This window comes from Flavobacterium sp. GQ95, assembly GCF_059758655.1.
Map to the genome: position 1 here is coordinate 66,442 of NZ_JCAXEB010000005.1, position 16,213 is coordinate 82,654.

Consider the following 16,213-nt stretch of genomic DNA (forward strand, 5'->3'; position numbering starts at 1 on the left):
AATACAGATACCCTTTTTTAAGCCTTGAAAACAGTGGTTTTTTTAAATTACCGACATAGGTTTTGAAAATTTGTCAGCAAATTGTGACGGAGTCTCTCCGTACTTTTTCTGGAAGCATTTGCTGAAGTATTTCGGATTATTAAAGCCAACTTTATAACTCACTTCAGAAACATTAAGTTTGTTTTGTTCCAATAATTGAGCGGCACGTTTTAATCGTATTTCGTGAATAAATTCGTTTGGTGTATAGTTTGTCCATGCTTTAATTTTTAAGAATAACATGGTTCGGCTCACACCTAATTCAGAACAGAAAAACGGAATATCAAATTGTTCATTCGAAATGTTTTCTTCGACAATTTTGAATGCCTTTTTTAATAGTTCTTCATCCAAAGAAGAAACCGTAATTTCTGACGGTACAAAATTGTCTTCGCTGGCGAATTTGTTTTTTAGCCTTTCAGTTGAATTCAAAAGGTTTTTAACGCGAAGTGTGAATTCCATTAAATTGAAAGGTTTACTGATATAATCATCGGCACCACTTTCGAGTCCTTCGAATTTATAAACTAATGACGATCTGGAAGTCAATAATATGACCGGAATATGACTCGTTTTTAGGTTTTCTTTAATTTTCGAACAAAGTTCTGTTCCAACCATTTCTGGCATAATAACGTCGCTAATGATTAGATTCGGAACAAATTGCAATGCTTTTTCAAAAGCAATTTTGCCGTTTTCAGCTTCGATAATATTATATTCTTTTTTGAGTAGGTTTTTCATGAAAGTTCGTAAAACCTTATGATCTTCGACTAGCAGAATAGTTTGTTTTTCAGCACTTACAACAAAGTCTTCGATATCTTCCGGTTCTGTTACTTCTGCAGTTTCCAGTTGATTCGTGTATTGAACAATGTCATCACTAATTTTAAAATCCTGAATTATTTCATCGTCTGAAAGATGTGCACGGCCTAAAGGAAGCGTTACTTTAAAAACAACGCCACCAGTTTCTTTGTTGGTTACATCAATATTTCCTTTGTGAAGTTTGACAATGTTTTTTACAATTGATAAACCAATTCCTGTTCCTTTATTATAGTTTTTCTGAACATTGTTGTGCAGCGGAACCTCAAAAAACAAATCGAAAATTTTGTCAATATGTTCCTCGGCAATTCCAGCTCCTGAATCTTCTACTGCAATAAATAAGTTTTCGTGATCGTGATTGATTTTGATGTTGATAGTTCCGCCTTTTGGCGTATAACGAAACGCATTCGAAATCAAATTATAAAAAACGCGTTCTAGTTTATAGCGATCATAATACACCAGAATTTCTTCTTCAGAAGCTTCAAACGTATAATCGTAGCCGCCGTCTTTCGCATATTCTATAAAAGATAAAAAGATTTCTTTGGTGAATTTTACAATATTTCCATTGGCCGATTCTAGTTTAACCTGATCGTTTTCTAGTTTCCTGAAATCCATCAAACGATTAATCAGGCTTAAAAGATGATTGGCACTTCCTTCAATAACCAACAACTTTTTGTACATTTCATTCGTTCCGTTATAATTGGATAAAATCTGTTGTAACGGCCCTAAAATCAAAGTCAAAGGTGTTCTGAATTCGTGCGAGATATTAGTGAAGAAATCCAGCTTTGCCCTGTTGTTTTCTTCAATACGTTTGGTTTCTAAATACTCTAATTCCAGTTTTTGTTTCAATCGGGCTTTCGATTTCATAATCCAGATCAAACCGTATAAGGCTGAACCAATTATAATTCCGTACAACAAGAATGCCCAGATACTGCGCCATGGAGCTGGTTTTACAACAACCGTCAGGGTAGTGGGAACTTTATTCCAAACACCATCATTGTTAGCACCACGTACTTCAAAAACATACGTTCCCGGATTCTGAATCGCATAAATGGCTTCTGTGTTTTTAGTAATGGTCCAGGTATTTTCCAGTCCTGTTAAGCGGTAACTGTATTGGTTGTTTTTTGATCGTATATAATTCGGAATCGCAAAATTGATGGAGAAATTCGCCTTGTCATAATCCAAGGTGATGTTTTTGGTATAACCGATGCTTTTCTCTAAAATTTCTGTTGAATCCTGAGGATTAATCGTTTCATTTTTTATTTTCAAATCAGTAATTAAAACCTGAGGCACATATTGATTTAAGGAAATTTTTCTGGCGTCAAAATAAGTAGCACCGGAAGGACTTCCGAAATAAAATTTATTGTCACCCAATTTTAAGGCCGAATTGTCATTGAATTCATTGCTCGCCAAACCGTCTTTTTGATCGTAAATCACAATTGTTTTTCGGGTGGTACTGTATTTTATAATTCCCTGATTGGTACTGATCCATAGGTTTTTATCATCATCTTCTAAAATAGAGTGTATTGATGTAATAATTGTATTTCCTATTTTAAGGTTTATTTTGTTGAATTTCTTTCCGTCAAAATAATGCAATCCTTTTGCTTTTGTTCCCACCCAAATTTTATTTTGAGAATCCTGAAACAACGTCAAAATATCATCACCGGCGAGAGCTGCAGCGTCAAAAAAGAAATGTTTTATGGCGTATTTATTGGGCTGAAAATTTTGAAGTCCTATAAGATTTAACCCGTTTTGAGTTCCCACCCAAAGTCTCTTTTGTTTGTCAACTAAAATTGTTCTGACGATATTATTGGTTAAAAAGTTTGGTTTTGTATTATCGTTTCCAATAATTTGAAAAGTTTTAGAAATGGTATTGTACCGAATCAATCCTTTGCTAAAAGTACCAATCCACAATATGCCGTTTCCTTCTGTTTTGATGGAGTAAACGCCTGTATCTATTAATAAAGTATTCAATTCAGATGAAATTCGGTTGTCTTCAATCCTTTTAGAAACAGTGTTATAAGCCGAGATTCCTTTGGAGAAAGTACCCATCCATAAAATATTATCCTCTGCAAGACACATCGATTTAATATCGTTTTTGGTTGTTTGGCCACTTTTGCTGTTGATGTAGCTCGTAGCTCCGGTAGTGGCGTTGTAAATTGTGATTCCACCGCCTTCAGTTCCAAAGTAGACGTTTTTATTTTTATCCGAAATGATGGAACTCACCACATCAAAGCTCATCGGAATCTTTTTTGAATTCTGATTGTAATTTGAAAAGTTCACATTCGAAACATCCCAAATATTAACTCCTTTATAGTAACAGCCAATCCAAACCGACCCTTTTTTATCCAAAAAAACCGATTTTACTTTATCAATTCCGTTGTTATTGTTGCTGTTATTTATTTTTTCAATGCTTTTATCCTGACCCAAAATATAAATTCCGTCATAAGCACCAATCCATAAAGAGCCTTCTTTGTCAATAGTCAAAGCGCGGATATCGGTGTTGAGTTCACGATGCTTTTCAGCAGATAAAAAAGAAATATATTTATTTGTAGCAGGATTAAATTTCAGGAGTCCCTTGTTTTTAGTTCCAACCCAGATGTTATTGTCACGATCTTCAGCAAGCGCCTGTACTGTCAATAAATCAGTAGCATTTAAAGGGTGATTTTTAAAATAAAATTTTCCATTTTTTCTACTCGTCAAAACACACAAACCTTTTGTCGTTCCAATCCAGATTTGACCTTTTTTGGTTTTTAAAATACTCAGAATATTATTGCTCGGAAGCGTTGTATTGTCGGTATCAGAATGAAATGTAGAAGTAAATTGTCCCGTTTTCTTATTATAGATAGTCAAACCTTTCGAAGTTCCAAACCACATTTCGTCGCCAATTTCTTTGATACTCCAAATCGCGTTTCCGCTTATGGAATGATTGTTTTTGGTATGCAGATATCTTGTGAAAGTATTGGTAACAGGGTTATAACAATTCAATCCGTTATATGTCCCAACCCAAATCTTTCCTGAATTGTCTTCTTCAATAGCCAAAATATCATTGTTACTGATAGAAGATTTATCTGAAATATCATTTCTAAAAATCGTAAATCGGCTACCGTCATATTTATTCAGACCGTCACGTGTACCAAACCACATTTGCCCAAATTTATCCTGATGAATGGCAATGACAGAACTCTGTGAAAGCCCGTCAGTTGTAGAAATATTTTTGAGACGATATTTATTTTGGGAGAATATGTTCCCGGAAATAAATAGTAAAACCAGAAAAGCTATTTTGTATTTCATGGTGATTTTTTTTAAGGTACAGAGGTTCAAAGGTTTTTTTTAATCTCGCAAAGTCGCAGAGTCGCAAAGCTTTAGTTTTTTAAGTTTCTTTTCTTTGTCAAAGTTCAAAATTTTCAGAAAGATTTTGACGTTATAATTTTTGGCAAAGCAGAGAGACTTAAAAAGTTCTGTTTATAAAAAAAACTTTGCGACTCTGCGACTTTGCGAGATTATTTTTTTAACCGCCTTTGCAATTGATAATCATACAACGACGGAATTTTATCCAGCGGTGTATTTAGAAATTCAATATAAGCGTCTGGTTCGTATTTTACTTCAAATTTAGCATTGCCGTTCACGCCAATAATTCTTGCGAATGGACCATCTTTCGTACCGTATAATAAAATCGGTTTTGCACTATCAACTGGTTTTTCAACCTGAATATTCAGATTCCAAAATGTACTGAAAGGCCCGTGTGAGGGTTTCCAATAATCAGCGCCGCCACCGCCAAACAAGAGATAACTATTGTTTTTATCCGGATTAATATGAACTGTAATATGGTCAAATAAATTCTGGTGATTTGCTCCTGAATGCTGATCTAATAATGGTTCAGCAAAAATTTCACAATTCTGATATACATTTTTTGTAGCAAACGTATTGAAGCTCACTGGATGAACTGTTTTATTATAAATTTTAAGATTCTTTACTAAAATATTATGTACACCGCCTAAAGTTACGGTATAATGTGCCATATGTGGTCCATCGGTTACAATATCCTGAATCGTAACATTGGAATCTTCCTCGGCCAGAATCCCGCTGTCTGAATTTGTAATAACAATATCTTTAACCCAGCTATTAAAAAGACGGGTTAAAAATATAGCATTATTTCCAGGTTCAACATGATGCGCCACTCTCGGAATATCAGGAAAAGTAAAGCGAATATGTTCGATACCCACTTCGTTTAAATGTTTCCATTCCACCAATTGCGCCTGATAACTTGGTTTTATTGCAATGGTCAATGGTGTTTTAATGGTAATTTTTGAGTTTGAAATTTTAGTAATTTCAACTTGTTGTCGGACGATTGGCAATTTTGGGAATTTCCAATGATGAGAACCTGGTTTTACTTTGGCGCCTTTGTACAGATCGGCAATAATTTCGCCATTTTCTCCGTCCTTATTGAATAATTGAAGTTCGACAATATCACCGACTTTCAATCCTTTTACTTCAGAAACAGTAATGATATGTTCGCCCATATTTCCTGAACTTACTTTCGCTAAAACATTTGGAGTCGGTTCATATTTATCTAAATAAGATTTTACACGTTCATTCGGAACCTGCGTCCAGATAAAACCACCAGACCAGGCATATTGCGAAAAAGGCAAATCGATATTATTTTCAGTTTCACGCTGTCTTTTATCAAAAGTGGTTAAATATTCGCGAAGTTCTGCAAGTGATTCAGGATCTTTAAGATACATCATCGGTCTTGGGCAATAAATCTCCGTTCCGTTTTCTCCTGAGCCTGCGCCGCGAAGTACAAAATTACTTCTTTCAATATATAAAATATCACTCAGAATAATTCGACCGGCTGGTAATTGAAGAATTACATTTCCTTCAGTGGAAGTTGCTGCCTTTATAGCTTTTAATAAAGCTTTGGAGTCATCTAAACCATCATTTGCTTTAACGCCAAAATCTGTTGCATTTATAATTTTACCTGTTGATTCAGGAATTTGACTTTCGCCGAAATGATAGCCCGCATAACTGAAATCAGGTAAGTAATTTGTCTTTGAATCGGTAAGTATTTTAGGTGTTTGTTGCGCCATTAAAATACTATTTACAAAAAGACTGCAACAAATAATAAGGGTTTGACGCTTCATGGTTTTGTGGTTATTTTGGTTAGTTAGTTTTGGTCTGCTATTTGCCACAAAGGCGCTAGGACGCAAAGTTTTTGTTTTCACGCAGATTTGAAAAAGATTTAAGCAGATGAACGCAGATTATTATTTTTAAATCTGCTCTAATCTGCAAAATCTGCGTGAAATAATCATTTTAATTCTTTAATCTGTGGCTTTTAAAAAAACTTCGTGTCTTAGTACCTTCGTGGCAAAAAACTTAGACAGTTCTTTTAATCCCCATTTCAAGCCCGCGTAATTCGGCTAAACCTCTCAAACGCCCGATGGCAGAATAACCCGGATTTGTCTTTTTCTTCAAATCATCGAGCATCTGGTGTCCGTGATCCGGACGCATTGGCAATTGGCTGTTATTTCTTTTTTCGACTTCGATAATTGCTTTTACAACTTCGTACATATCAACATCGCCTTCAAGATGATTGGCTTCGTAGAAACTTCCTTCTTCATCTCGTTGCGTACTTCTTAAATGAATAAAGTTCATTTTATCGCCGTGACGTCTTACGATTCCCGGTAAATCATTATCAGCACGAACGCCGTATGAACCTGTACACATCGTAAATCCGTTTGATTTAGACGGAGCAGCATTCATTAATTCGATCAAATCTTCTTCTGTACTTACGACTCTTGGTAAACCTAAAATCGGGTAGGGAGGATCATCTGGGTGAATCGCCATTAAAACGCCTTTACTCTCAGCAACCGGAATGATTTGTTTCAAAAAGAAGAAAAGATTTTTCTTTAAAGCTTCTCTGTCAATATGATTGTAAGCGCTTAAAGTTATCAGAAAATCTTCCACGGAATAGGCTTCTTCAGCACCCGGAAGTCCTGCTAATATATTTTGCTGCAATTTTACCTTATCTTCATCAGTCATGGCGTGAAAGTATTTTGTCGCTTTTTCAATTTGTATCGACGAGTATTCTTTTTCAGCTCCCGGTCTTTTCAAAATAAACAATTCGAAAGCCGCAAAAGCATTAATATCAAAACGCAAGGCTTTTGAACCGTCTTCCACTTCATAAGATAAATCCGTTCTTGACCAATCCAGCACCGGCATGAAATTGTAACAAATGCATTTTATACCACATAATGCCAGGTTTAGAATACTTTCTTTATAATTTTCAATGTATTGAAGATAATTTCCTGTTTGTTTTTTGATGTCTTCGTGAACCGGAATACTTTCTACAACTGACCATGTCAATCCGGAAGCACCTTTTTTAGGGTCGCCGTTTTCATGCTCAATCTCCACTTTTCGTTTAATAATTTCTTCAATTTCCCATACTTGTCCGTTCGGAATATGGTGTAATGCTGTAACAATTCCGGTAGCGCCGGTTTGTTTAATATCTTGTAAAGAAACCGGATCGTTTGGTCCGAACCATCTTAATGTTTGTTCCATTTTTATTCGTTTTTCTCCTGCAAGGTTTTAAAAACCTTGTAGGTATGTTTTAATTATGATTTTTTAAATACTGGTAGCGGCAAATCCACCGTCTACTACTATAATGGTTCCCGTTACAAATTTGGACATGTCGCTGCATAAAAATATAAGTGCACCGTCAATATCTTCCGGTTTTCCAAATCTTCCCATAGGAGTGTGGTCAATAATTTTTTCACCTCTTGGTGTTAATTTTCCTTCCGGAGTTAACAATAAAGCTCTGTTTTGTTCTCCAATGAAAAAACCCGGAGAAATAGCATTGACACGAATTCCTTCTCCATATTTTGAAGCCAGTTCAACTGACATCCATTTGGTAAAATTATCAATTGCCGCTTTTGCTGCCGAATATCCAGCCACTCGGGTTAAAGGTCTTTGTGCCGATGTTGATGAAATATTGATAATATTTCCTTCTTTTTGTTTTGCAAAAAGTTCAGAAAAAACCTGCGACGGAAGCATAGTTCCAATGATATTCAAATCGACTACTTGCTGTAAATCGTTTGTTTTCATATCGTAAATAGCCTGATCAGGTTGTATAGTGGCTCCCGGCATATTTCCTCCTGCAGCATTGATCAAAATATCAAGACGACCGTATTTTTCTACAATTAAATCTTTTGCTTTTTCCAGTTCTTCTTTGTTTAAAACATTGGCTTGTACAGCAAAAGCTTTTCCGCCATTGCTTTCTATGGCCGCTACAGTTTTATTGGCTTTTTCAATCGATTGAGACACAATTCCGACGATTACGCCTTGTTTAGCCAAAACGTTTGCAAAGTTGCTTCCCAATACACCAGCACCACCGGTAATAAGAGCAATTTTTCCTTCAAGATTAAATACTGAATTCATGTTTTATTTATATGAGTTATAATTTTTTTAAGCACTTATAAGCTTAAATTTCAGGTTTAGTTTTTATAATAAATTCCAAATTTTAAATTCCAAACCTAGAAAAGATCTATGTTTATTATTTCAAGGTTTAAAAGTTGGGATTTGGAATTTAGAATATTGGAATTTCTCTTTTAGAGTTTGACTTTAATTACAATTTTTTTCAATGTTCCTTCACCAATCATGGCAGCGTGAACATCTGTTGGGAATAAAATTGCAAATTGTCCTTCCTGCAATTCAAAAAACATATCCGGTTTGTCGTGGAAGAAACGAACATCTCTTTCGTCACTATATTCTCCATTTGGATTCACACATTTTTCTCTTGGTTTCCACGCAAAAGTTTCAGGACCTTTTAACGAAATCTGAATGTCAATATTTTGATCATGACATTCAAAACCTTTAATACTTTCTTCTCTGGTTGTTCCTTCTCCTGAAATCACGATTACTTTTAAACCTTCGGCAATTTCAAACGAACCATCTTCAAGATTTAGCAAATCATTTTGACTCAAATAATCAAATGCTTTTTTGAAATTTGGATGTAAACCACAATATTTTGCGGCATTACTTAAAACATCTATAATCATATTTTAAATTTTCTATTTGGTTTTTTTACGGAGATATTATTTTAAAATGCAAACAAATTATTGTTTTGTATGTAAATTATGTAATTTTACGTGTACGCACACGGGCTTTTACAAATGTATAGAAAAAGTTAAGTAAAACAACTTATCTTTACTTAAAAAAATTAAATTTACGTGGTTTCAAAATCGTTTTAACTTAAAAAGTAAGAATATCATAACAATAAAAAAAATAGCAGAATTAGCTAATGTTTCACCCGGAACTGTTGACAGAATCATCCATAATCGTGGTCAGGTGGCACAAGAAAATGTAGATAAAGTAAATGCTATTATCGAACAATACGGTTATAAAAGAAATATTCTGGCAAGCAATCTGGCTTTAAATAAGAAATTCCGTTTTGCAGTTTTCTTACCTAAATATGAAAACATTGAATATTGGAAAAGTCAGGTAACAGGAATAGAAAGGGCGGCTGTCGAATTTGGAAAATTTGGTGTTGTGTTAGACTATTTTTTCTATGATTTTAACGCCACTTCTTTTAAGGAATCAACCGAAAAAGTTTTGGATTTTGAATGTGACGGATTATTGTTTGCACCTATTTTTTATGAAGAATCGGTTCGTTTTTTGAATGAATACGAGAAGAAAAATATTCCGGTTGTAATGATCGATTCGAATATTTCAAGTGATGAAGAACATGCGTATGTTGGTCAGGATGCTTTTCAGAGCGGCTACTTGGCCGGAAGACTAATTAGTTTTGCAGTAGATAAAGAAAGACACGTTTTAATTTTTAAGATTACCCGTGAAATAGAAAGTACCTCAGTCTATTTACAACGTATTGATGGCTTTTATTCTTTTTTTAAAGACCATCACGAATTGACCAATTTTAAATTTTCGGAAGTTACCATCAAAGATTCAGGAATTGACCAGTTATGTCTGGAAATGTTTTCAGGAATAAACAGTGTTTTTGTACCCAATTCAAGAGCTTATATTTTAGCGAGATTTCTGGAACAAAACAATATTAAGGGCGTCCGAATTATTGGTTACGATTTATTGAAAGAAAATATCGAATACCTAAACAAAGGAATTATCGATTTTTTGATTAACCAAAGACCAGAAGAACAGGGTTATATGGCAGTTAATCATTTGTACAAGAAATTGGTACTTCAGGAATCAGTTGAAAAGACGCATTATATTCCATTGGAAATTATTCTGAAAGAGAATTATTTTCCGGCTAGAAAATAACCCAATCTTGTCATCCTGAGGAACGAAGGACCACACTTGTAATTCGACAAAAATTGGCGATTCTCTGTGCGGAGTTTCTAATGTAGTCCTTCGTTCCTCAGGATGACAAAAATGAGAGTAAAAACTACTTCGTCACCTTAACTACAAGTGGGTTATTTATCTTCTCAGCAAAAGAACTCAAGTACTTTTCCCATTCCGCTTTCGTCTGAAACGGGCTTCCTTTTTTCCATCCAAAACCAGCGAAATAAACTGCTTTTTTATCTTTTACTTTTAAGTTTCCGTACAAATTACTTAAATCTTTTTCATCTGTAACATGATTATCAAAACTGATTAAAGTATTTTTTGGAGCAACTAAACCCATCCCAATTTCAGAATCATCAATAGGTTCCCAATGACTTAGCCAGCCTTCTTTAATATTGGTTCCGATAGTTCCTTTTTTATCATGAAGTGTTAATCCGGCAGCAATTGTTTTTGTGCCTTTAATTTGAATTTCAAAACGCGATAAATAACTTCCGTAGTCCAGACTAATCAATTTTGATTCCGTTATTTTTTTGCCGTTGGCATCCCAATCCGCGTAGGTTAAAATGAAACTCGTTCTGATTGGACCCGTTGTGATGGTTTTCCAGCTGATGAAATTCTTCGAAAAATAATATTTTCCATCAACATTTACAGCAATTCCGCCAATTCCACGACTTGGACCAACCTGAAAATTATCCAGACCTTCACCAGTATCTTTATGATAAGATCCGGTTCCGGAAACGGTTTTTTCGTACCATTTATTAATAATAGGATAATCAACTCTTTTTAGCCAGGCATCAATTCCGCTGGTTAGAGTTCCGCCGGCGATTTTATCTTCCACCATTTTTTGAGCCACCGGACCGTATGTTCTAAAAGCTACTTTATTGTTTTCCCAGGCATAATCGTCGGTTCTTTCGGGAACAAATCGCGAATAGCAATTGATGTTTTTTGATGCTGATGTATTGGCTGCCGGAACAATTTCAAATTCTTTTTGAGAAGAAGCCTTTATCTTCGGCTGAAATAATAATACGTCCATAGTTCCGTCGCCATCGTTATCTACAGTCTGACTTTCGAGAAATAAATCGGTATTTTTTTCTTTCACGGCAAGTTCTTCCAGTTTAACCGAATTAGGTAATTTGAGTAACTTTTTTGTTAGTTCAACGGTTTCAAATTCCCTGTCAACAGAAAGACCATTGGCAACCGTAACAGTTTTGTTTTGCGAGTGAAGTGCAAAGCTGCTTGCGAGGATTGTGGTTAATAGAATGTGTTTTTTCAAAGTATATAGAGTTTAATTTTCTTGTTTTATGTTTGTCATCACGAAAGTTTAAATTTACGAATCAATTTTTGAACACAAGTACAGAATGAGGGCAAATATGTACAGGAAGCTGATTATTAAAATATTTTAAATAGAGAAATTTCTTCTAAAATAGTATCTTTATAACTAGAAATCAATACCATTACTATGAAACAAAGCGCTGGCATATTACTCTATAAGTTTATAGATTGCACTATTTATTTTTTATTGGTGCATCCCGGTGGGCCCTTCTGGAAAAATAAGGATTTGGAAAGCTGGTCTATTCCTAAAGGTGAATTTACACCTGATGAAGATCCGCTTGATGCTGCAAGACGCGAGTTTCAGGAGGAAACCGGTTTTGATGTGGATGGTGATTTTATCGCACTCGAATCGGTTAAACTTAAATCAGGAAAAACAGTTTTTGCCTGGGCCGTAGAATTTGATATTGATGTTACTTTGGTAAAAAGTAATGAATTCGAAATGGAATGGCCGCCAAAATCAGGAAGTATGAAAAGCTTTCCTGAAATTGATAAAGCAGAATGGTTTCAAACTGCAGAAGCCCTGAAAAAAATTAATCCTGCTCAGGCTGATTTTATAATTCAGATTATTTCAAAAATTTCAACTTCACTTTAAATCCCGGTAACTTTATAAAAATAATTTTGTAATTTACATTTCCTGTCAATAGGATAATTAAAAATGTAATAATAAAGTATGGAAGTTAAGGGTATTATTTTCGATTGTGATGGCGTTCTTGTAGATACAGAAAAAATAGGGAATGGCATTCTGCTTTCGATGGCGGCAGAACATGGTTTTGAAATGAAAATTGAAGATGCGTATCGCGATTTTAATGGTCGTAATTTAAAAGAATGCTTTCAGCATATAGAAACTGCAATCGATAAAAAACTTCCGGATAGTTTTGAGAATGAATACCGGGAAAAAAGCTTTGAAGCTTTCAAAACACAAGTCAAACCCATGGAAGGTGTTCTCGAATTTATTGAAAAATTAAAAATTCCGTACTGTGTAGCTTCGAGTGGTCCCGTTGAAAAAATCAGATTAAATTTAGAAGTAGCAGGTTTATTAAACAAATTTGAAGGTAAAATATTCAGTTCCTACCAAATAAAAAGCTGGAAACCAGAACCGGGAATATTTTTGTTTGCTGCAAAAGAAATGGGTTTTGAGGTTAAAGATTGTATTGTTCTGGAAGACAGCAAAGCAGGAGTAAAAGCCGGAATTAGCGGCGGGTTTAAAGTATACGGTTTTGCCAACGGATACAACAACGAAGACTTAGAAAATGAAGGAGCGATTCTCTTTCATACCTACGAAGAATTAATTGATTTGCTTGGGATATAGTTTTGTTTCAGGTTTAAAGTTTTAGGTTGTGATAGTTTGTCATCCGGAGGAAGGATCACACTAGAAGCTCCTCAATCAAAATCGCCAATCTTTGTAGAGTTACGTGTGTGATCCTTCCTCCGTCAGGATGACAAGATTGCGCTAAAAATTATCTAATTTTCTAATTGCCACATTATCTAATTATCTAATTCTCAAATTATCTAATTAAAATGCAATTTGTTACACTAAAATAAATTTTTATATATTTGATTATAGAGATTCATTTTTTTAGCGCTTTAAATTGCCAAATTGTTACTACAAAAGCCTTGATTAAATAATTTCTTTTTGCCTGAAAATTGACTTTTCCCCAAGAGCTAATTTTTAGATTGTGGTTCTAAAACACCACAAAACTAACCTACAGAAAGAAACAAAATGACGAAATTTATAATTAGAATTTTAGTTCTGGCAATACCTCTTTTACCTCCAATTATTAATGCCCAAATTAAGAAAATTGGAGTCCCCTTTATCACTAATTACAATCCGAAAACGTATAAAGCAGCTTCAGAAAACTGTGATCTTGTACAGGATTCAAAAGGCATGATGTTTTTTGCGAATCATTTTGGGATCATGCAATTTGATGGCGTACGATGGAGCATCGTTACGCAGCCTGAAAACAAAAGCATGGTTCGCTCTCTTGCCATCGACAAAAATGATAAAATGTATGTGGGCGCTCAGGGTGATTTTGGTTATGCAGTGCAGTTGCCCAACGGACAATATAAATACACCTCTCTGGTAAAATTACTTCCCGCTTCGGCCAAAAATTTTGGTGATGTTTTACATACTGTTATTCGCAATAATGAAGTCATCTTTTTTTCTAATGAAGCGATTTTTATTTATAAGAAAAACAAAATCAAAGTAATACGATCTGCTGCTAAGTTTGACGAATTTTTTGATACCAACAAAGCAATCTATGTTTCAGATAATGCCAAAGGTTTATTGAAACTGGAAAATGATGATTTGATTACCATTCCTGATAGCATGCAATTTATCGGATTGAAGATCAGGAAAATCTTTGATACAAAAGACGGTTTGGTACTTCTTACACAAAAAAGCGGGCTTTTCACATACAAAAAAAACGAACTAAAACCTTTTGTTACTAAAGTTGATGCTTTACTTAAACAAAACCAAATATCAACAGCTATTTTACTTTCTGATGGATATTTCGGAATCGGGACGCGTCAATCGGGATTGATAGTTCTGGATAGTGCAGGAAATCTGATGCAGCACATAAATAAACAAATGGGTCTGCAGAATGAATATGTTACCAATCTGAAAGTAGATGTTGCGGGTAATTTGTGGGTGACTTTTAAAGAAGGAATTTCATTGATTCAGATCTCATCTCCTTTATCCAAAATAGTGGATGTTTCAAATTCTGAAACCAAAATATATTGTAGTAAAATCTATCAAAACAAACTCTACATAGCCACAGACAATGGTGCTTTTTGGATGGATTGGGAAGATTACAAAAAGGATCAGCATAAAAGTGTACATTTTCAGCATATTTCCGGAATGTCTGAAAATGTATGGAATATTGGCGTTTTTGGGAATTCGCTTTTGGCTTTTGAAAAAAATGGAATCTTCGAAATAAAAGGCAATTCGGCTCAATTATTAGCCAAAACAGATGGCGCCTGGCAAGGTGTGATTGTTCCGAATCATGCTGATTTATTATTAGTTGGCGGTTATAACGGATTATATTTATTAAAAAAAATAAATAATTCCTGGGTCTTTCAACATAAAATAAAAGGATTTGAAGAAAGCAGTCGGGTAATTGAAACGGATGCAGCAGGAAATATCTGGATCGCTCACGGCTATAAAGGAATTTACAAACTAAAATTCAATAAAACCTTTGATACCGTTTCAAATATTCAGTTTTACAATCAGGAAGCTGGTTTTCCGTCGAGTTTGTTTTTGAATACTTTCAAAATAAATAACCAAATACTTTTTGGAACAACAAAAGGAGTTTACAAACAAAATTCCGTTCAAAACAAAATGATACCGGATCCTATTTTCAGAAAATATCTAGGAATGCAAAGCCATATTCGTTTACTAAAAGAGGATCATCAAAATAATATCTGGTACGTTTCTGGAGAAAATACCGGAAAATTGAGTCAAAAAGCAGGAGGAAATTTTGAAGCAGAAGAATTGCCTTTTAGAAAATTAAGATATTTATATGTGCCAGGTTTCGAAAATATTCAAACCACAACAAGCGGTGATGTGTTTTTTGGAACTCAGGATGGTTTGATTCATTATAATAAGATGAAAACTAAAAGTTATCAGTTTAAATATAAAGCGGTTATTTCAGAGGTTAAATGCATTTTTCCGAAAGACAGTCTATTATTTTCAAGCAGATATGATGTACTTCCGACAAATATAAAATCAGATGAGAAAGTATTTTGCCCCGATTTAGCCTATTCGAATAACGCCCTGCATTTTTCGTTTGCCTCACTTTGTTATGATGAAGCCGATGCAACGAAATACGAATATTGGCTGGAAGGTTTTGAACCCAAATGGTCAGAATGGAGCCTTCAGACAGAAAAAGAATATACGAATTTGCCTGAAAATGAATATGTTTTTCACGTAAGAGCAAAAAATATTTATGATGTTGTAAGTGAAGAAGCAGTTTTTAAATTCGAAGTTTTATCCCCATGGTACAGAACCACGTGGGCTTATATTTTGTATTTGGTCCTTTTTGGGGTTTTGATTTATGCCATTATCAAATACCAAAAAAATCTGGCAGAACGCGATCGTCAACAATTAATACTGAATCAGGAAAAAGAACTTTTAAGAAATCGTGCCGAATTAAATGAACAGAAATTAACCCTGGAACAGGAAAATATGGCCATAATGCGTGATAACCTCGAAGCTACTATCAATCTTAAAAATGCAAAAGTGGCTTCGAATACGGTGAATCTTATCCATTTAAATAAAATTCTGCTTTCGATTAAAGAGCTTATTGGTCAGATTGATAAGAAAAATGATTCCAATACTAATTTCAGTTTGTTAACTAAAATAAACCGAATCATCGATCACGAATTGCAAGGTGATCAGCATTGGAATGAGTTTGAAGAAATCTTCAATCAGCTTCATGATAATTTTATGCAAAGATTGAAAACAAGCTTCCCGGAACTGACGCCTCGAGATATGAGATTGTGTGCTTATCTGAGAATGAATTTCAACACCAAAGAAATCGCCCCACTTTTAGGAATCTCCGTAAGAGGCGTTGAAGATACCCGTTACCGTATTCGCAAGAAATTGCAACTTCCGTCAGATGCTAACATTACAGAGTTTATTCTTAATTTTTAGATGTGTCATTCGTAAAATTTATTTAAACACATAGGAACATAGATTTTATAGTTAGTAATTAACAAAAAAGCAAGT

10 protein-coding genes are annotated in these 16,213 nt (G+C 34.5%); 4 read left to right on the forward strand and 6 right to left on the reverse strand.

Translation table 11 applies throughout. From position 1 onward, the window contains the following. Positions 1–42: 42 nt before the first annotated feature. The 5 genes from AC6CH4_RS11445 to AC6CH4_RS11465 form a co-directional block, all read right to left on the reverse strand. Entirely contained in the window at positions 43–4,137 is a 4,095-nt protein-coding gene (locus tag AC6CH4_RS11445) for a two-component regulator propeller domain-containing protein (RefSeq protein WP_498103063.1), read from the reverse strand. A 209-nt stretch (positions 4,138–4,346) separates the two neighbouring features. Further along, positions 4,347–5,987, reverse strand: a complete 1,641-nt coding sequence (locus AC6CH4_RS11450) for a hypothetical protein (RefSeq protein WP_498103065.1) — start codon at positions 5,985–5,987, stop codon at positions 4,347–4,349. Between the two features lie 232 nt (positions 5,988–6,219). After that, complete coding sequence (gene uxuA / locus AC6CH4_RS11455) at positions 6,220–7,404, reverse strand: mannonate dehydratase (RefSeq protein WP_498103067.1); 1,185 nt, start codon at positions 7,402–7,404, stop codon at positions 6,220–6,222. Positions 7,405–7,467: 63 nt separating this feature from the next. Further along, positions 7,468–8,280, reverse strand: coding sequence for an SDR family oxidoreductase (locus tag AC6CH4_RS11460; RefSeq protein WP_498103069.1), 813 nt, complete (start codon positions 8,278–8,280; stop codon positions 7,468–7,470). Between the two features lie 170 nt (positions 8,281–8,450). Next, positions 8,451–8,900 (reverse strand): NanQ anomerase/TabA/YiaL family protein, encoded by a 450-nt coding sequence (locus AC6CH4_RS11465; protein ID WP_498103071.1) that lies wholly within the window; start codon positions 8,898–8,900, stop codon positions 8,451–8,453. Positions 8,901–9,126: 226 nt separating this feature from the next. On the opposite strand from AC6CH4_RS11465, the gene AC6CH4_RS11470 reads away from it, so the two are divergent. Next, positions 9,127–10,134 carry a LacI family DNA-binding transcriptional regulator gene (locus AC6CH4_RS11470; RefSeq protein ID WP_498103402.1) on the forward strand — a complete coding sequence of 336 codons (1,008 nt, stop codon included), beginning with the start codon at positions 9,127–9,129 and terminating at the stop codon, positions 10,132–10,134. 124 nt (positions 10,135–10,258) lie between these two features. On the opposite strand, the gene AC6CH4_RS11475 is transcribed toward AC6CH4_RS11470, so the two are convergent. After that, complete coding sequence (locus tag AC6CH4_RS11475; RefSeq protein WP_498103073.1) at positions 10,259–11,428, reverse strand: BT3233 family polysaccharide utilization protein; 1,170 nt, start codon at positions 11,426–11,428, stop codon at positions 10,259–10,261. Positions 11,429–11,614: 186 nt separating this feature from the next. On the opposite strand from AC6CH4_RS11475, the gene AC6CH4_RS11480 reads away from it, so the two are divergent. The 3 genes from AC6CH4_RS11480 (at position 11,615) to AC6CH4_RS11490 (ending at position 16,138) form a co-directional block, all read left to right on the forward strand. Further along, the gene (locus tag AC6CH4_RS11480) at positions 11,615–12,079 is read left to right on the forward strand and encodes an NUDIX hydrolase (protein ID WP_498103075.1); all 465 of its coding nucleotides are present in this window, start codon (positions 11,615–11,617) and stop codon (positions 12,077–12,079) included. Positions 12,080–12,157: 78 nt separating this feature from the next. Beyond that, positions 12,158–12,796: an HAD family hydrolase gene (locus tag AC6CH4_RS11485; protein ID WP_498103077.1), complete on the forward strand. Its 639-nt coding sequence runs from the start codon at positions 12,158–12,160 to the stop codon at positions 12,794–12,796. A gap of 411 nt (positions 12,797–13,207) precedes the next feature. Beyond that, the gene (locus tag AC6CH4_RS11490) at positions 13,208–16,138 is read left to right on the forward strand and encodes a triple tyrosine motif-containing protein (protein WP_498103079.1); all 2,931 of its coding nucleotides are present in this window, start codon (positions 13,208–13,210) and stop codon (positions 16,136–16,138) included. The last annotated feature ends 75 nt before the right edge of the window (positions 16,139–16,213 follow it).